This window comes from Leptotrichia wadei (genome assembly GCF_007990445.1).
Taxonomy (GTDB): domain Bacteria; phylum Fusobacteriota; class Fusobacteriia; order Fusobacteriales; family Leptotrichiaceae; genus Leptotrichia; species Leptotrichia wadei_A.
Genome location: NZ_AP019841.1, coordinates 1,285,178 through 1,304,938, shown reverse-complemented (window position 1 = coordinate 1,304,938; position 19,761 = coordinate 1,285,178). Strand labels below are relative to the sequence as shown.

Below are 19,761 nucleotides of genomic sequence, written 5' to 3'. Positions count from 1 at the left end.
AGAAAAAAGGGCGAAAGGATGAAATATGGGAAAAAAGGCAGTTAATAAGAAGAAAATATTGGAGCATATATTTGACAGGGTAGCACCTGGAACAGCATTGAGAGAAGCAATAGATAAAATTCAGGAGGCAAAACTGGGAGCATTGATTGTACTGGGAAATCCTAATGATTTAAAAGATGTGATGGGAGGCGGATTTGAGTTAAATACGGTATATTCGCCACAAAAAGTTTATGAGCTGTCTAAAATGGATGGCGGAATTATTTTGTCGGAGGATATAAAGACAATTTATGGGGCAAATATTCAGTTGCAGCCTAATTATTCGATAGAAACAGATGAGAGCGGGACAAGACATCAAGCGGCACATAGAATTGCACAGCAAAAGGGGAATTTGGTTGTGGCGGTTTCTGAAAGAAGAAATAAAATAACGGTATATTATGGGAAATTTAGATATTTACTAAATGAAATTGGAGATTTATTGACTAAATCTTCGCAGGCGATAACTGCTCTTGAGAAATATTCCCTTGCGATTGAGAAAAATCACGTAAATTTATCTATTTTAGAATTTGACAATATGGTAACGCTTTATGATATTGTGGAATGTGTGAGAATGTACGGACTTCTTTTCAGAATGTCAGAGGAATTAATTGAGTATATGGCAGAACTTGGAAGCGAAGGACGGCTTATAAAGATCCAATATGAAGAAATAATGCTGAATAAAAATGAGAGTTTTGATGCTCTCATAAAGGATTATAAGATAAGCAATGAAACGGCTGAAAAAATTGGATTAAGAGTAAGATCTTTGACAAAAGAGGAATTGCTGGATGATGAAAAAATTGTTTGTCTGCTTGGATTTGATACAAATATCATAAATCTGGATGAAAAGATAGAGCCACGTGGATATGGACTTTTGAGCAACATAACAAAAATAAGCAAAAAGGATAGGGAAATTCTTGTAAAGGAATTTTCAAATGTTCAGTCAATTTTGATGTCGACTGCTTCGGATATTGCTAAAATAAAGGGAGTCAGCAAATATAAGGCTGAGCATATTAATAAATCATTAAAAAGAATAAAAAATAGAGCAGTAATTGATAGAGAATAAATTAAAAATAAATTTTAATAATAGGATTATTTAATAATTGTATGTTAAAATTATCTAAGAAACTAATAAATTATGGGTTTTAAAAAAGTTCACCATAACGAATTAGAAAATATGAAGAAAGCAGGTAAAAATGAGAGATAAAAAAATAACTGTCGGAGGGCAGGCTGTTGTGGAAGGGGTTATGATGAGAGGGCCTAAAGCAATTGCAACAGCGGTTCGTAAGCAGGATGGAAGTATTGTTTATAAAAAGATAGCGTTAACTGAAAAAAGTAACAGATGGTTGAAAGTACCTTTTGTAAGAGGGGTTATAGCGCTTTATGATGCGATGGTTGTTGGGACAAAGGAGCTTATTTTCGCATCAAATCAGGCTGGGCATGAAGAGGAAAAATTGACGGACAAGCAGGTTGGATTTACTGTTATGACTTCGGTTTTATTGGGAATTGCTGTGTTTATGTGGCTGCCATCGGCTATTGGAGGATTTTTCTTTAAAGATAGCGTTTTAAAGGCTAATATTGTAGAAGCAATTATAAAATTGGTACTTTTCTTGGGATATATTTATGGAATTTCGTTTTTAAAGGATATTCAGAGAGTTTTTGAGTATCATGGGGCAGAACATAAAAGTATTATGAATTATGAAATGGAAAAGGAACTGTCACCTAAAAATGCAAAAGTATGTACAAGATTTCACCCAAGATGTGGTACAAGTTTTCTTCTACTTGTAATGTTTATAAGTATTCTAGTGTTTTCAACAGTAGATTTATTTTTTAAAGTTCCAACTGGACATTTTTCAATGATAATTTACAAGTTAGTAACAAGAGTTCTATTTGTTCCCTTCGTTGCTGGACTTTCTTATGAAATACAACGTTGGACAAGTTACCATTTGGATAATGTCTTTGCTAAAATGATTGCAGTTCCAGGAATGTGGCTGCAAAAGATTACTACAAGAGAGCCTGATGAAAGCCAGCTGGAAGTAGCAATAGTGGCTTTAAATGTGGCTTTAGGAAATGAAGTTCCGAATGCTACGGAAGTTTTTGAATAAGTTTTATATGAAATTGTAAAAATAAAAGCGATAAAGATTGAATAACAGCAAAGACTTCTTGTCAGTAAATAAATAGAATATGATATTTAAAAAGCACTCTTTGGAGTGTTTTTTATTTTATCCATTAAGTGAAAAATACAGATAATTTATAGTAAAACTTTTTTAAAACTGAACTCAAAAACTATAACTATTTTACTTGACTTTTAAATTCATATAATTTTTAGTAGTTTAATTTTATACTAAACCCCATTTGAATTGTAAATCTTTTTAGCAGATTAAACCTGATATTTATTTTCAAATAATTAAAATAAAAATTCGCTTTTTAAACTGGGAATAGTATTAGTCTGAGTATACATAAAATTTTTTCAAAATAAATTATCGGACATATTTGTTTTTTTTCAATAATACAATAATATAATGTAAAACTGAACTTAAAGGTTATGACTGTTTTACTTGTATATAAATAAAATATAATTTCTATTTTTTAAATATGATTTAGCAATAGATTATTTAGAATGGCAAATTATTTGATTTATTGGAGGAAATAGGGTAAAATATAGAATAATGTGTAAAATGCATTGATGACAAATAAATTTAATTAGGGGGAATGGAAATGAAAGAAAGTAAAAATAAAAATGTGGCAGCATTTTTTGATATTGATGGGACGATTTATCGGGATTCGCTGTTAATTGAGCATTTTAAGATGCTTGTGCAGTATGAGTATATTGATATGATGACTTGGGAAGGGAAAGTTAAGGAGAAGTTTTCCAAGTGGGAAAATAGGACTGGGGATTATGATGATTATTTGGATGAACTTGTACAGACTTATATGGAGGCATTGAAAAATTTTAGCAAGGAAGATATGGATTTTATTGCAAAAAGAGTGATGAAGTTAAAAGGGGACAAAGTTTACCGGTATACACGGGAAAGGCTAAAATACCATAAGGAGAAGAGGCATAAGGTTATAATTATTTCAGGAAGTCCGGATTTCCTTGTAAGCAAAATGGCAGAAAGATATGGTGTTGAAGATTACAGAGCTTCTATTTACGAAGTTGATGAGAATGGGATTTTTACAGGGAATGTCATTCCGATGTGGGATGCTAAAAGTAAGCAGAAGGCAATAACGGATTTTTGTAAAAAATATGACATTGATTTGAAAAAGTCGTATGCCTATGGAGATACAACGGGAGATCTGACAATGTTTAAAAATGTAGGAAATGCCATTGCTATAAATCCAGCAAAAAAATTATTGCAAAAAATAAAACGGGATAAGGAATTGAAGGAAAAAGTTATGATTGTTGTGGAAAGAAAGGATGTTATTTATAAATTGAAGGCAGATGTCAGCATTATATAGTATATTTGTTTTAAAATTTGAATTTGGGAAAATAAATAATGAACTAGGTTATTATAAATAAAATTAAAAAGTTTATAGAATATATTCCGTAAAAGTATAGTTTGGAATATAATCTGAGAAAATTGATTTTTTATTAAATAGTTAAATACTAAAAGAGGGATGATATTTATGGAAAAAAATTTAAAAATAGTGTATTTGGATAGAGTTACGGCTGGACCGATTGATTTAAGGGAAAAGTTTGATAAATATGGCGAATATATTGAATATGAAGATACTGAAGTTGGAGAAATTGATGAAAGAATAGAAGATGTGGATGTTGTAATAACTACTAGGATAAGACTTGGGAAAAAGCAGTTTGAGAAGGCTAAAAAACTTAAACTGATACTTATTACAGCGACTGGATTTAATCATATTGATGTGAAAAGTGCAAATGAATTTGGAATAAAGGTGGCAAATGTTTCAGGCTATTCGACTAACTCTGTTGCACAGCTGGCAATTACCTTTCTTTTAAATGAATTAACGCCTGTTAATAAATATTTTGAGGAAGTAAAAAATGGTAAATGGATTGATATTCATGTTCCTGATTATCAGAAATATCCGATTGATGATGTGGAGGGGAAAATTTTAGGAATTATAGGATTTGGGAATATTGGTAAAAAAGTTGCACAGATGGCAGAAGCATTGGGAATGGAAGTGATGGTTGCTAAAAGTGCTGGAAAAAATTATAGAAAAGTTGAAGAGGATGGAATTTTACGGCATGACTTGGATGAGGTGCTTGAAAAATGTGATGTTCTGACGCTTCATGTTCCGTTGACTGATTCAACGAGAAATCTTATAGATCTTGAAAAAATGAAAAAAATGAAAAGAAGTGCCAGAATTTTAAATTTAGCACGAGGACCGGTTATAAATCAGGATGATTTGTATTTTGCATTAAAAAATAAAATAATAAAATCAGCGGCTATTGATGTAACGAGTGTTGAGCCGATTGAAAAAAATTCTAAATTATTTGAATTGGATAATATTGTGATTACTCCACATATCGCATGGAAATCTGAAAAAAGTATGATAACACTTATGAATGATGTTGAAAAAAATTTGAAATTATTTATTGAAGGAAAGTTGGAAGGACTGAAATAAGGAATAAGAAGGTACAATAAAAGAGGTGAAAGAAATGCTGGTAAGCAATTTTAATGGGATAAAACTTGAATTTGACGGGCTTTATTATGGAGGAAATTATGAAATTGAGGTTTTCGGGGATGGAAGATTTTATTATTCGTATATTGAGAATACATCGGTTGAGCTGAAAAAGGGATCATTTCAGATTAACCAGAAGGAAATTATGATTTTTGAAGAAATGATGGAATATTTTGAACTTTTGAAAAATCAGAGAAATTATATGATAAACGAGTTTAATTTTGGAAATGGAGTGCTTGTTATTCAAAAGGATAATGGACGTGAAGAAAAGATTAAGCTGGGGAAGGAAATGATGTTTGAATATGCAAAGACATTGATTGACAAGTATACAAAGAAGTCGAGAAGACTGTTTTTGCTGGATACTTATTTAGAGGGAGTTAAATATATTAGAAATTTTGCGATTAAGATTAAAGATGAAGTTCAGCTGGATTTATTTCGTGAATTTAATGGTATTTCCTTGAATGCAGTCGCTGTTTATAATTCTAGGAAGGAAAAAGTTGGATATTTGCCAAAAAGCCAGAGTGAAATTATTGCCAGAATGATTGATGCAGGGAAAAAATTTGTCGCTGTGCCGATTCCGTTTGATGAAGAAATTGCCCTTAAAGTTTATCTTGTAGATTAATTAATAAAAAATTAAAAATAAGGTTGACAAATGGCTATTTTTGTTGTAAAATAATAACAGATAATTAAAATTAAATTAATTTAAAAAATAGCGCTATTATTTAATTGTCAAAAATAAAATGGGGGGAATAATTCATGGGATTCAGATTGAGCGTTAAAGGACAGGAAAATGAAATTTTGCTAGACAAGGAAAGTATCCTGGATGTAAAATATATTTCTGAAACGCCTGATGATTCAAATGCGAGAGCAACAGATCTAGGAGTAATTTTGGAAATCAGGGGGAAAATACTGGCTGCAGCAAGCGGAGATACAGAAGATGACACAAGAAAAGTTGCACAATGGTCATTAGTTCCATCAGAAGCAAGCGATGCCTACAGACAAGCAAGCCTTGAGATCATTTCAGCAGGGCAGATGGTAAGAAAAATCGACATGACAAACGTATTTGTAGTTGATTATATTGAAGAATACGGAAATCAGGCTGGAACAGGGACTTTTTCATTAAAAATCAAACAGAAGAAGGAAAAAGTGAAGGAAGTTGCAATCGAAGGCGGATATGCAGCACAGGAAGCATAAATTAATTAATTCTATGAAATTAAAATCTGAAATACTTAAATTTACAATTAAAAAAAGAAATAATGATAAATTATTTTTGAACTTTGGAAAATTTTTTAAATAAATTAAAAAATAATCTCTATTCTAAACCAATATCTTAGAAAGAGATTATTTTTTTTTGAGATATTGATTTTTTTTGAAATTATGATATAATAAGTTGCAATTATATTAATAAATTATCTTATGCTATTTCCTGTTTAAATAGCGGGCTGGTTTTTGGGGATATAATTATGGAAATATTCTTTTTAAGATAATAAATCAATTTTGAGTATGGAAAAATAATCATCACTTAAATTATTATAAAAATCACTGTTTTTTCATATTTAAATTGAATATTTCTTTCAAGGAAAAAATTTTAAATGATGATTTAAATTGTAAAATTTAGATTGTCAAAAAAATTAAAAATAAGCAATCGCAAAAGTGAAAGTCCATGAAAATTGAATAACAGCAATATTTTCGGTAAAGATTTTTTTATTAGAAAGGGGAAAAAATCAAAACCTAGAAATATTAAACTTGCTGGAATTTTCAAACTTTTACAAATAACTAAAAAAAATAAAAGGAGATAACAATGACAAACAACTTATTAAATTTAAAAAAGAATTTGAAATCGTTTGCGAAAAGATGTAAAGACTTTAAGTATACTGATTCAGCTTTACTTACATTTTTATTAAATGGAATGTTAATTTCAACTGGGGAAATGTTTGCAGAAACTGTAACAAAATCGCAGATTAATAATCAAGTTAGTCAGATTAACACCTCAATAAACCAGATGCGGACAGATTTTAAACGTGCAAGAGCTGAAAATAACAAGCTGATTAAAGATACAAACTTGGAATTGACTCAGTTAATGGAACAAGGGGATCATGTGACAAAATCACCTTGGAGCAGTTGGCAATTTGGAATCAATGATTTTTACAACGATTGGCATGGGACTTATAAAGGAAAGGGCGACAAGAAAGCCAGCTATGTTTTTGAAAGAGATAAATCATTAGTAAACAGAAGCAGCTACCCAGGAAGAATCGAAACAAAATACGGAGCAACAACATTAGGATTAGTAAGAGAGCCAAACGCCGCAATGGATGTATCTGCAGGATTGACTCCAAAAAGTGTAAACAAAATCGCACCTAAATTTACAGTTCAAGGGGCAGGAGGAGGATTCCCTAATTTTACGACTAGAACAGTAAAAGCACCAGATGCACCAGATACTCCAGTAAGTCCTAGTATAACTGTAAATCAAGCACCGGTAATAAGGTTTCAGGCACAAGGATTTGGGCAAGATAGACAGGCAATGTTACATAGAGTTAATCAAGGTATACATTTAATGAATTATGCAACTTACAATACAACAGGAACAGCTATTTTTGATGTAACAAATACAGGTTCAACACTTAGTTCTGGTTCTGTAGCCTATGATGCTAAAAATTTAGCAAGTTTATCTCCTTTGTACAGTCCGAACTATGGAGCACATAATGTATCAGGAAGTCCTTCTGGCACAATAACAGCAGGAGATACAATGTCTGCAACGATGAATGCGGTATTCAGTCATGTAGTTCCTATGAATGTGAATATGACAGGAGATTATATTTTAAATTCAACAGCAAATCGTAACATATTATTTATAAGTGTAAACCCATATGATTATTATGAAACAACAGGAGATAAAACATTTAATTTTAATGGGAATGTTACTTTGAATAGTAATGGTGGAAGTTCAGTAGTTGGTATAGAGCATCAATTGTTAAATGGAGATGGTGGTGGTAGTACAGATCCTACTGGTCATCAAGTAGCATCTATTGTCGAAAATAATGGGAATATAACATTAGGTAATGGACAGAATATGATAGGTATGATGCTAGATACAGAATATTATGGGTCATATTATAAATTTACCCAACCACCTCAAACTAATAATAATGGAAAAATAATTATCAGCAGTGATGCTTCAAATAGTGTTGGATTTGACTATGGATATTATGTTCCAACATCAAGTGGAGTAGGTCCAAACGGTACTGTTAAAATTGGAGACATAGTAGTAAATGGAAGTAGTAATTATGGATACAGACAAAAAGATTACAAAACATCAAATAATGCTACTCCATATTATGATGATATGGGAACAGTTAGAAGTGGTGGCGAAATAATAACTGTAAATGGAAACGATAATGTCGGAATGGCTATTTTTCAAGGAAAAACTTCAGGTGATCCTATAAGTAATTTTCAGAATATAAATATTACAGTAAATGGAAGTAACAATGTTGGATTCTTAAGAGGAACTTCAGGAGATCCAAATACTAACGAAATAACTTTAGATTCTACAAAACTCGGATCAATTAAATTTGGAGGAGATCTTACTCCTGGTTCGGCAGATATTGCTGTAGGAACTGATAATGCCTTAATTAGAAGTGAAAAAAATAAAATAAAATTGGATGCGGCAATTACTACAGGAACTTCAGATCCTACCCCTGCTTCTTTAACTCCACCTGCAGCTGCACAAAACTCAATATTGCAAGCTGTTAAAAATGCTCAAGTTGAAACTACTGCAAATGGTAAAATAAAAGTTACTTCAGGATACAAGGTATATGGAGTAACAGCTGGGTTTGATACAGGAGGTACAGGTGCTAGTTTAACTACAGCAGGAGATGTTGAGATGACTGTCAGAGAGAGTATTGGACTTGCAGTAAGTTCTAGTAGTACAGGAACTAATACTGCATCAAATATAAAATTGACAGGTAAAAAGAATACTGCTATTTATAATTTAGGAACATTTAAGCAAAAAGGAAATATTATTGTTGATGGAGAAAAATCTAACGGTATCTTTAATAAAGGATCGTTTACTTTAACAGGTAATACTATTATCACAGCAAGTAATGGAGCAAATGGACTTTATAATTCAACAGGAGGAAGTTTTACAAATCCAGATAAATTGACAGTAAATGTAACTGATACAACTAAAAAAGGTGTTGGAGTATTTTCAGATGCAGATGTTACGCTTGATGGTATCAAAGTTAACGTAACTGGAGGAGCTTCAGCAGTTGTTGCAGATACAAAAGAAATAAAATTAAATAATAATTCAAAAATTTCATATAATGGGGAAGGTTACGCACTTTGTACATTAAATCATGGTAAAATTGATATGACAGGGTCAAATTTAAAACTTTCTGGAAAAGCAGTTGGATTTTCTGTTGATGGATCAACTGGAAGTTATGTATCAGGGGTAACATTTGGAACAGGTTCAACAGTTGATATTCTTTCAGATGATGTGATTCTTATGGGTGTAAGAAATCCTTTATCATTAAATTTAAGTAATTTTGACACTACATTGTTTGGTGCTGCTGGAGGGTTGACAAGTGCTATGATTAATGCGACTACTGCTCCAAATTATAAATTGGCTGTAATTGACGGGTTGAATGGAGGAAAATCATTTACTTTGGATAGTGACCCTTCAAGTTCAGATGGAAGTTATGATAAGAGCTTAGCTGTAAGCACGCCTGCCTCACAAAGTTATAAGTATGCTAGAAACTTGCTGATTCAAAAGAGTATTTTGGATGTAAATACTGATGTGAAGGCTGTATTAAATTCAGCAGATGCAAATACTGTTAAGGGAGTTGCTTCAGGTGCACCAGTCATTGGGCTTGATATTAGTTCAAGTTCTGGAGCCGCATCTAATGCAGAAACAGGAATTAATGTAAATGGAAAGACTATAACGGCTGATAGAACTGATTCAGGTAATGGTGCGATTGGGCTATATACAAACTTTGGTAAGATTAATATTAATAACGGTACTTTGAATGTTGAAACTGATACTGCTAATACTGTTAATGATCAGGCTGTTGGAGTTTATGCTGTAAATGGATCAGAAGTTAATAATAATGGCGGAAATATTAATGTTGGCGGTAAAAATTCTATTGGTATCTTAGGGCTTGCATATAGGGAAGACTCTGCAGGAACTGTAATTGGTAATGAATTTGGATCTGCTAATGAAGGAAAAGCGACTATAAATAACAATGGAAATATTACAATGGACGGAAAAGAAGCCAAGGGAGTATTTATTAAGAATAACGGTACTTCATCTGTAGCTGACAATGTTGCTAATAACTTATCAAATGGTGTAATTACAATGTCTGGAGCAGATTCAGTTGGAATGTACGCTGACAAGGCTACACTTAATAATCATGGTAAAATTGATTTGCAGGCAGGAACTAATGGTAAGATAGGTATGTATGGAATTAATGGATCTGATATTACGAACCATTCAGATGGGCAAATTATAGTTGGAGATTCTACTATTTCAGCAGCAACTGATGTTCCTAATATTGGTATGTATACATCTGAAAGCAATTTGTTGAAAAACTATGGAACTATAGATATTAAAGAAAATTCTTATGGAATTTATGGAGAAAATATTCAAGCCTTTGGTACTTCTAAGATTAAAGTTGGTAAAAATGGTGTAGGAATATTTGCTAAAGGAACATCTGGAACAGGAACAGTAACATTGGATGCAGGTTCTGAAATTACAACAAGCGCAAGTGCAAAAGATAAGGAAGCAGTTGGAGTATTTACGGCAGGAACGAATCCAGTAAATATTAATGACAATGGTTCAAAAATGGATCTTAAGGACTGGACATTTGGATATGTTATAAAAGCGCCAGGAACATTGACTACAAATGGAAGTTCAACTGTAACATTGGATAATGAAGCTGTTTATGCATATTCTGACAATGATTCTTCAGTAATTAATAACTATGCTCCAATTAAAGCGACTGGAGATAGAAACTATGGAATTTATTCATCAGGTACAGTTGACAACTATGGAAATATGGATCTGAAGTCTGGAAACGGTGTAGGTAATATCGGTATTTATTCAACAAAAGGAGTTGCGACAAACTGGGCAACTATTGATACCGGTAAAACTAATAAAACTACAAAATCGTATGGAATTGGTATGGCAACTGGTTATTACGATGGAGCAGTTTCTAGAAACCAAGGAACTGTTATAAATAAGGGAACAATTAATGTTACTGAAGATAACAGCATTGGAATGTATGCTGTTGGAGCTGGTTCAAAAGCAATAAATGACCATGGAGCGACAATTAACCTTAGCGGTAAAAATACAATTGGTATGTATATAGATCAAGGTGCTGAAGGTGAAAATTACGGAACAATTGTAGGTAATGGAGATAGTATAAAAGGAGTTGTAGCGGCAAATCAAGGTAAGTTTAAAAACTACGGTACAATCCAAATTACTGGAAATAGAGGTATTGGTATTTATACTGATAAAGGAGTGGTGTCTGCAGATGGTGTAGATGGGCCTGGCGCTTCAAATACAGGTTCGTTTAAAGCTGTATACGAATCTTCTCCAACTGATGAAAAAGTTGAAGGTGGAGTAACTATAAAGGTTCCGCCAAAGGCAACGCCTGTGACAGTTACAATAAATGGAAAAGCAGTGGAAATAACAGGAGTTGATACAAATGCAACACCATCATCTGTAAATGCAACTGAAGCGACAGTTACATCACCTTCAGGAGTCACAGTATTAGACCTTGCAAAATCAGGATTCTTGAATTTTGAATCAAATCCTTCTGCAACAAGTATCGGAATGTATGTTGATACGTCTGGAATAAAATATACAAATCCTATTCAAGGATTAAGCAATCTTGCGGGACTTACAGATATTAACATGTACTTTGGAACAGAAGCTGCCAGATACACAAATGCAAGAGCAATAGAATTAGGAGATAATATTATAAAACCATATAATGATGCGCTTGCAACAGTAGTTTCCACAGGAACTGTATTAAATACTAATTCAAGCAGCTTAACTTGGCTGGCAATACCAACAAAATCATCTGTTACAGGACTTTATGATAAGGTTTACCTAGTAAAAGTTCCATATACAGATTTTGTAAGTGCAAAAGATCCAAATACGTACAATTTCCTAGATGGACTTGAACAAAGATACGGTGTTGAAGGACTTGGCACTAGAGAAAAGGAACTGTTTAACAAATTAAATGATCTTGGAAAAGGTGAACAGCATATTTTCACACAGGCAGTTGACGAAATGAAAGGTCATCAATATGCTAATATTCAACAAAGAACCAATGCTACTGGAAATGCCTTGGATAAGGAATTTAGCTATTTGAGAAACGAATGGAGAAATCCGACTAAGCAAAATAACAAGATTAAAGCGTTTGGATTAAGAGATGAATATAATACTGACACAGCTGGAATTATCGATTATAAGAGCAATGCCTACGGAGTGGCTTATGTTCACGAGGATGAAAAAGTTAGAATGGGTAACTCAAGCGGATGGTATGCTGGGGCTGTAACAAACAGATTTAGATTCAAGGATTTAGGAAAATCTAAAGAAGACCAGACAATGGTTAAACTTGGAGTATTCAAGACAATGTCGCCAAAAGGAGATCATAACGGAGCATTGCAATGGACAATCGGTGGAGATGTATTTGCTGGAATTAATAACATGAAACGTAAATTCTGGGTAGTTGATGATACATTTGAAGCGAAATCTACATATCATACTTATGGAGCCGCTCTTAAAAATGAACTTGGCTATGACATAAGAATGAGCGAAAGAACCCATTTGAGACCTTATGGAGCATTGAAGATGGAATATGGAAGATTTAACGATGTAAAGGAAGATTCAGGACAAATGAGATTGGAAGTTAAAGGAAATGACTACTTCTCAGTTAAGCCTGAAGCAGGTTTAGAATTTAAATATGTTCAGCCATTGGCAGTAAGAACTAATTTGACTGTTGGGCTTACAGCGGCTTATGAAAATGAGCTTGGAAAACTGCAAAATGGAAATCAGGCAAGAGTAAGATACACAACAGCAGGATGGTATAACCTCGAAAAAGAAAAAGAGGATAGAAGAGGAAACGGTAAATTTGACCTTAATATCGGAGTTGACAACACAAGATTTGGTGTTACGGTAAATGCTGGATATGACACTAAAGGAAGCAATATTAGAGGTGGAATTGGATTTAGAGCGATTTACTAGTAGTTTTCAAAATTTGTTAAATTGTAAGTAATAAAAAAATCGGAAGAGAAATTGACTTCCGGTTTTTTCTTTTTCTTTAATTTTGTTACTATACTCAAATCTATTTAAAATTTATAAATTCAGGTCTTGAGTAAAGTAGTTGCAGTTTTCAAGTTCAAGTTCAGCTTTAAGACAGTTTTGCTATAATAACAGACATAGTTTGATTGTTTAAATGTCTTTTCTTATATGTTTTTCAGCAATTTCAATTACTTTGTCAACCCTGCTTGTATATTTTTTTTCATTTATTAAGTAATCAGTAGTCATCCATGTTTTTACAATTTCCTGTGCGATGGCAGAACCGATAATTTTTCCGCCAAGGCAAAGCACGTTTGTATTTGAATGGGAACGGGCTAGACCTGCACAAAATGGATCTTGGCAGACAGCAGCGTAAACACCGTAAATTTTATTTGCAATTAAGGCGCTTCCATAGCCAACACCATCTATAAAGATTCCCCTGTCAACTTCGCCTTTGCTTACTGCAAGTGAAGCAGGATAGATAAAATCAGGCAAGTCGCAAGATTCTTCACTAAAAGGCCCGAAATCTATAACTTCGTGTCCTTGTGATTCCAGTAATTCCTTAATTTCCTTTTTCAAATTAAATCCAGCATGATCTCCAGCCATTGCTATTTTCATAAAATCATCTCCTAATATTTTTATATATTTTTATTTTACTTTAAAAAGTTAGAAAAATCAATAAGGTGATTAAAGTTTTCTGTATTCAGGAATCCATTTTGTATTTTCAATCACTTCTTTCAAATCATCAACAGGTTCTCTATTTAATTTTTGTTCTAATACACTTTCTCCTACTGCAAGTGCTACCGTTTCAGAAAATTCTGTTAATTTCGATACAGGTGGAAGTACTGCAGCACCAGGTTTGTTTGTATCAATAATTCCCCCTAATGAATGAGCTGCTGCTGAAATTATCTTGTTATTTACAAGTCTTGATTTTGTTGCAATAATTCCAAGTCCTAATCCAGGATAAATTAATGCGTTATTAGCTTGTCCAATTTCATAAACAGTTCCTTTATATTCTATTGGATCTGATGGAATTCCTGTTGCAATAAGGGCTCTTCCATCTGTCCATTTAATAAGATCCTTCGCAGATGCTTCTGCTAATTTTGTAGGATTGCTTAATGGAAAAATTATAGGTCTTTTTGTATGTTTTGCCATTTCTTGTATGATTTCTTTTGTAAAAGTTTTTGGTACCGTTGAAGTTCCTACTAAAATTGTTGGTTTTATAGCTTTAACTGCTGCTTCTAAATTTATTAGTTCATCAGAATTTTCAAATTCATCACGCTTTCTCACAAAAGGAATTTGTTCTGGTGTCAATCCTTCTGTATCTTCAAATAATAATCCTTGCTTATCAACTAAATAAAAACGCTTTTTTGCTTCTGTTTCAGAAAGTCCTTGTTCAATCATTTCATCAAAAATTCTTTTAGCAATTCCAGCTCCAGCAGTTCCTGCACCAAAACACATGTAAACTTGATCCGTAAGTTTTTCGCCAGAAATTTTTAATGCTCCTAAAATTCCAGCTAACGTAATAATTCCTGTCCCCTGTATATCATCATTAAAAGTTGCAATTTCATTTTCATACTTTTTCAAGATATTAGCAGCATTTAATCTTCCAAAGTCTTCCCAATGAAGATATAAATCTGGAAAAATTTTCTCAGCTGTTTTTACAAATTTATCAATAAAGTTATAATATTCGTCACCTCTAACTCTTTCAAATTTATTTCCCAAATAAAATTCATTTTCCAACAATTCTTTTCTATTCGTACCTGCATCAATCACAACTGGAAGAACTGTAGAAGGATCAATTCCAGCTGCAGCAGTATAAACCATTAACTTTCCAACTGAAATATCCACTCCATTAGTCCCCCAATCCCCAATTCCTAAAATTCCTTCAGCATCAGTAACAACTATCAATCGAACGTTTCTATCACTTGATGCATTTTTTAAAGTTATTTCTATATTTTCTGGTTCTTTTACTGACAAATAAGCCGCATTCTGAGGATTTACAAATAATTCGCTGTAATTTTCTATACTTTCTGCAATTACAGGATCATAAACAATAGGCATAAACTCAACAACGTGTTCATTAAATAAATAATAAAATAATGTTCTATTTGTGTTAAAAATTTCCATCAAAAAATGTCTTTTTTCTATTAATTTATCTTTCGCTTGAAATTGTTTGTAAACTTGTTTCGCTTGAGTTTCTATCGTTTGGAATTGTGCTGGCAATAGTCCCAATAATCCATATTTTTTTCTTTCTTCTTTTGTAAATGCTGTTCCTTTGTTAAGAAAAGGATCATTCAAAATTTCATAACCTGATTTCATAAATAATCACCTCTAAATTTTTAAAATAATTTTGATAAGTCAAGTATAACATGGAATAATAGAGAAATTGATTTTTTTTACTTTAAATTAAAGGAGAATACCTATACATTTATTGGAGAAAATGATAAAATATATTCAATTATAGTTGAATAAATAATAAAGCAGCTGTGAATTATGAAAAATTAGATTGGAAAATATGTAAGGGAACTTTATAAAATAAAGAAATAAAAAATGGAGAGATAATAGTGAATAAATTAATAAGGGATTTTGAGAATACAAAATATTTTGGATACATGTTTTTTATAGAATATGATGGGCAAAAATTTGAATCTTTTGATGAAAATCCAAACAAAAAAAGTGTAAAAGCAGAATTTAGAAAAATTCTGGAAAGCAGCAAAATCAAGATTTTTAAAGGAATCCAGCAGGCTGGAAGGACTGATGCGAATGTGAGTGCAAAGGGAAATATTCTTTATATAAATTCCAAAAATATTATTGATTTTTCAAAATTAAAATTTTTAGGGACAGAAGGGCTGAAAATTAATAAAATAGTAAGAACATTGCCATTTTTAGAATTTCCGCAAATGATTCAAAAAAGATATTATATTTATAAATATCCAAAACATCTTGTAAAAAATAATGAAGAGAGAATAAATCAGATTTGTGAGAAAGTGTCTGGGAAAAAGGATTTTTACGAATTTACTTCAGAAAAGGGGAAAAAATTAAAAAATCACATAAGAGAAATTTTGGTGAAATATGAAAATGGTAATCTATATTTTGCGGGAGATGGATTTTTGCCGCAGCAGGTGCGGATTATGAGTAATTTTATTTTAAATAACACGAAGTTTGATATTGAAAAGTTGAATGATGAAAACTTTGAAAATAAAAAATTAGGTATAAAAGACAAGGTACTTGATGGAAAATATTTGACATTGGAGAAGGTTGAGTTCTCAGAGGAGTTGGAAAAAATGAGATTTTTTGATGTGGAAAATATTGAAGAACTGGTGGCTTTGAAAAATAAAGAAAATAGGGAAAATTTTGAAAAAGAGAATCTAGGAATTACAAACTTAGAAAAAACAGATTTTGAAATAAAAATAAATAATTTGAATGAAGAGTTAGAGAATATTGAAAAAATTGGCAAAATTAGGAAAATTGAAAAAAATAGTTATTTTACAGTATTTTTTGTTGAAAAGAAAGATAAAGGGGAATTTATTGGGAAAAATGGGAAAAACATCAGGAAGTTGAAGAAATTTTTTGGAGATATAGTTGTGAAGGAAATGTAGAAACTGAGAAAAATAGAGAATATATTTCATCTATTTCCTGGCAAGGAATCTCAGGATATTCATTAAATTTTAAGTTTGTGTGGCTATTGAGAATGTCTAGCAATAAAATTAGATATAAATTAAAAATATGTAAAAGAGGTTGGAAAAATGTATATTATTAGGAAAGCGATAGAGTATTTTAAGCCGAAGATTAATAGGGCTTATATGAATGAGGCTTTGAAAAGGATGTCAGAGAATGAGAAAAAAATATTTTTGGAAATGTCAGATTATGATAAGTTTCATTCGCTTGAAGTTTATAAAAAAGTGAGAAAAACAGACTTGAAAAATGATGAGAAGTATTTGAAATTAGCACTTCTGCACGACTGCGGAAAGGGGAATGTGTCGATTGTAACGAGAGTTCTGCATAAATTGGGATTTAAGACAGAATTGCAAAATCATGCACAAAGAAGTTTTGAAAAGTTGGAAAAAATTGATGAGGAAGTAGCAATTTTGGCTAAGAACCATCATAATCGAGGGTATTCAGAGGAAATGGATATTTTTCAAAAATGTGATGATGAGAGTTAAGAAATTGATGAAAAATTTTTAGAAAAGAGTGAATTTATGGAAGACAAGTATAAAATGACATTAGAGGAAAATATTTTTGTTGCAAAAAGAAATGTAGTGGATTCGATTTGGAAATCGGCAAATCTGGAAGGAATAGCTGTGACTTATCCTCAGGCTGAAACGATTTTTCAAGGGCTGGGAATTCAAAATATGAAAGTTAAGGATATAAATGCCATTGTTAATTTGAAACATTCATGGGAATTTATTTTGGAAAATATTAAATATCCGATTGATTTAAATTATATCTGTAAAATAAACCAGCTTATTGGAGAGGCAAATGTAAATCCTTTCCCAGGACAATTAAGATTTTCTGATGTCAGTACGGGTGGAACAGATTGGAAGCCTGAAATTCCTGATAAAGAAAAAGTGAATGACAGTTTGAACAAGATTTTAGAAAGTGAAAATTCTGCAACAGAAAAAGCAATAAACTTAATGCTATATTTAATGAGAAGCCAGCTTTTTTATGATGGAAATAAAAGGACAAGCATGATGGCGGCAAATCAAGTGATGATTCAAAATGGTGCTGGAATTACTTCTGTACCGATAAAACAGCAAGAGAAATTTTTGGAACTGCTTGTGAAATTTTATGAAACTAATGATACGAGTGAAATTAAGGAATTGATTTACAATCATTGTATTGACGGGATAATTTTTAAAAGGGAATGAAATTTTGGGAAACAAAAAATTATAAAAGAAAGAAAAATAGATAATTATGAATGAAAAGAAAGAAAAATATGAAATTGAAAATGAATTTGAAGATGAAATTGATACTGAAAATAGTGAGAATGATCAAAATATCGTTATTTTAAGTGAAGAGGCTGGGAGCAGGATTGATAAATTTTTGTCAGAAAGGCTGGAGTTGACACGGACACGGATTCAGCAGCTTATAAAAGATGAAAATATTTTAGTAAATGGGAAAAAGACAAAGCCAGCTTATAAAATTGAAGAAAATGATGTGGTAAAAGTTGTAATTCCAGAGTTAGAAACAGTTGAGATTAAGCCTGAAAATATTGATATTGAAATAATTTATGAGGACAATGATTTGGCGGTTATTAATAAAAGGGCTGGAATTGTTGTTCATCCTGCAAACGGACATTATTCGGGAACGCTTGTAAATGCAATCTTGTATCATATTAAAGATTTATCGGGAATAAATGGGGAAATACGTCCAGGAATTGTGCATAGGCTGGATAAGGATACGAGCGGACTTTTGATAATTGCAAAGAATGATAAGGCACATTTGAAATTGTCGCAAATGTTTCATGATAAAACTGTGAAAAAAACTTATCTTGCAATTTTGAAGGGAAAATTGAATCAAAAAAGCGGGAGAATTGTAACACAAATTGGACGTGATAAAAACGACAGAAAGAAAATGACTGTAATAAATGACTTAAATTCAGGGAAAACTGCAATTACCAATTATGAAGTAATTTCACAGGCAGAAAAATTTACACTTGTTAAAGTTCACATTGAAACTGGAAGGACTCATCAAATCAGAGTTCACATGAAACATCTGGGATACCCAATTTTAGGCGATAGTGTTTATGGAAGGCCAGACAGTGAAAAACGGCAAATGCTTCATGCCTATAAACTGGAATTTCAACATCCAATTACAGAAGAGAATATGGAATTTATTGCAGAATTGCCGGAAGATTTTAAAAAGGCATTGAAAAAATGTGGGCTGGAGCTTGAAAATTATTAATTTGGATATTTTAAAGGCAGTTTTGGTTATTTATAAATTTGTTAAATAAAATTATAAAAAATAGAGGAAAAAACTTATGGATGAAAAAAAATTAGAAAATAAAAAAAACGAACTACTAGAATTTGATAAAAGATATAATAAAATTGTTGTTGGGGTTGATGAGGCTGGGAGAGGGCCTTTGGCTGGGCCAGTTGTGGCTGGGGCGGTTATTGTAAATCAGGATTTTCCAGAGCTGCAGGAAATTAATGATTCAAAAAAATTGACTGAGAAGAAAAGGGAGAGATTGTTTGAGGCAATAGAAAAAAATTGCATTGTGGGAATTGGGATTGCTTCAGAAAAGGAAATTGATGAGATGAATATTTTGAATGCAACGTTTCTGGCAATGCGGCGTGCGATTAGCCAAGTGACGGGAACATCTGGATTTGATATAGTTCTAGTTGACGGTAATCATTTGATTCGTGAGTATGAAGGAGAGCAGGAGTGCATTGTGAAAGGCGATAGCAAGTCGTTAGCCATTGCTGCAGCTTCAATTGTGGCAAAGGTTACGAGGGATAGAATACTTTGTGAAATCGCAAAGGAATTTCCTGAATATGAGTTTGAGAAGCATAAAGGGTATGGAACTAAGAAACATAGGGAAATTTTGGTTAAAAAAGGGGCTTGTAAGTATCATAGGAAGACGTTTTTGAAGAAGATGTTGGGAGTAAAAAATTAAAAATATATAAAATATTATAATCCCTTTATAAAAAATAGTATTTTAAAGAAATTGCAAAGATAATTATAACAAATACTTGATTTTATAGAATAATATGATAAAATAATAAAGCATATAAATGAAAAAAAATATTTTTATTGAATTATGACTAAAA

Annotated in this window: 14 protein-coding genes; 12 read left to right on the top strand and 2 right to left on the bottom strand. The window is 31.9% G+C overall.

Annotated features, from left to right (window positions below; translation table 11 throughout):
• The first annotated feature begins 25 nt into the window (after window positions 1-25).
• The 7 genes from disA to FVE74_RS06135 all read left to right on the top strand — a co-directional run bounded on the left by disA (window position 26) and on the right by FVE74_RS06135 (window position 12,934).
• Window positions 26-1,099, top strand: a complete 1,074-nt coding sequence (gene disA / locus FVE74_RS06165) for a DNA integrity scanning diadenylate cyclase DisA (RefSeq protein ID WP_147003711.1) — start codon at window positions 26-28, stop codon at window positions 1,097-1,099.
• A gap of 130 nt (window positions 1,100-1,229) precedes the next feature.
• On the top strand, window positions 1,230-2,138 hold the full coding sequence (locus tag FVE74_RS06160; RefSeq protein ID WP_147003710.1) for a DUF1385 domain-containing protein: 909 nt from the start codon (window positions 1,230-1,232) through the stop codon (window positions 2,136-2,138).
• A gap of 613 nt (window positions 2,139-2,751) precedes the next feature.
• The gene (locus FVE74_RS06155) at window positions 2,752-3,492 is read left to right on the top strand and encodes an HAD family hydrolase (RefSeq protein ID WP_147003709.1); all 741 of its coding nucleotides are present in this window, start codon (window positions 2,752-2,754) and stop codon (window positions 3,490-3,492) included.
• 168 nt (window positions 3,493-3,660) lie between these two features.
• Complete coding sequence (locus FVE74_RS06150) at window positions 3,661-4,629, top strand: NAD(P)-dependent oxidoreductase (RefSeq protein WP_147003708.1); 969 nt, start codon at window positions 3,661-3,663, stop codon at window positions 4,627-4,629.
• A gap of 34 nt (window positions 4,630-4,663) precedes the next feature.
• Window positions 4,664-5,308 (top strand): HIRAN domain-containing protein, encoded by a 645-nt coding sequence (locus tag FVE74_RS06145; RefSeq protein WP_147003707.1) that lies wholly within the window; start codon window positions 4,664-4,666, stop codon window positions 5,306-5,308.
• A gap of 134 nt (window positions 5,309-5,442) precedes the next feature.
• Window positions 5,443-5,880, top strand: coding sequence for a hypothetical protein (locus FVE74_RS06140; protein WP_018449917.1), 438 nt, complete (start codon window positions 5,443-5,445; stop codon window positions 5,878-5,880).
• Window positions 5,881-6,487: 607 nt separating this feature from the next.
• Window positions 6,488-12,934: an autotransporter-associated N-terminal domain-containing protein gene (locus FVE74_RS06135; protein WP_147003706.1), complete on the top strand. Its 6,447-nt coding sequence runs from the start codon at window positions 6,488-6,490 to the stop codon at window positions 12,932-12,934.
• A 207-nt stretch (window positions 12,935-13,141) separates the two neighbouring features.
• Here FVE74_RS06135 and FVE74_RS06130 read toward each other — a convergent pair whose 3' ends face one another.
• Both FVE74_RS06130 and FVE74_RS06125 read right to left on the bottom strand, forming a co-directional pair.
• Entirely contained in the window at window positions 13,142-13,606 is a 465-nt protein-coding gene (locus FVE74_RS06130; RefSeq protein ID WP_147003705.1) for an RpiB/LacA/LacB family sugar-phosphate isomerase, read from the bottom strand.
• A 69-nt stretch (window positions 13,607-13,675) separates the two neighbouring features.
• Window positions 13,676-15,310 carry a malolactic enzyme gene (locus FVE74_RS06125; RefSeq protein ID WP_147003704.1) on the bottom strand — a complete coding sequence of 545 codons (1,635 nt, stop codon included), beginning with the start codon at window positions 15,308-15,310 and terminating at the stop codon, window positions 13,676-13,678.
• Window positions 15,311-15,555: 245 nt separating this feature from the next.
• On the opposite strand from FVE74_RS06125, the gene FVE74_RS06120 reads away from it, so the two are divergent.
• From FVE74_RS06120 to FVE74_RS06100, 5 genes are all read left to right on the top strand, one after another.
• The gene (locus FVE74_RS06120; RefSeq protein WP_147003703.1) at window positions 15,556-16,590 is read left to right on the top strand and encodes a pseudouridylate synthase; all 1,035 of its coding nucleotides are present in this window, start codon (window positions 15,556-15,558) and stop codon (window positions 16,588-16,590) included.
• A gap of 147 nt (window positions 16,591-16,737) precedes the next feature.
• Entirely contained in the window at window positions 16,738-17,154 is a 417-nt protein-coding gene (locus FVE74_RS06115; protein ID WP_147003702.1) for an HD domain-containing protein, read from the top strand.
• Window positions 17,155-17,190: 36 nt separating this feature from the next.
• Complete coding sequence (locus tag FVE74_RS06110; RefSeq protein ID WP_147003701.1) at window positions 17,191-17,859, top strand: Fic family protein; 669 nt, start codon at window positions 17,191-17,193, stop codon at window positions 17,857-17,859.
• A gap of 46 nt (window positions 17,860-17,905) precedes the next feature.
• Window positions 17,906-18,895 carry an RluA family pseudouridine synthase gene (locus tag FVE74_RS06105; RefSeq protein WP_147003700.1) on the top strand — a complete coding sequence of 330 codons (990 nt, stop codon included), beginning with the start codon at window positions 17,906-17,908 and terminating at the stop codon, window positions 18,893-18,895.
• Window positions 18,896-18,971: 76 nt separating this feature from the next.
• Window positions 18,972-19,607 carry a ribonuclease HII gene (locus FVE74_RS06100; RefSeq protein ID WP_147003699.1) on the top strand — a complete coding sequence of 212 codons (636 nt, stop codon included), beginning with the start codon at window positions 18,972-18,974 and terminating at the stop codon, window positions 19,605-19,607.
• The last annotated feature ends 154 nt before the right edge of the window (window positions 19,608-19,761 follow it).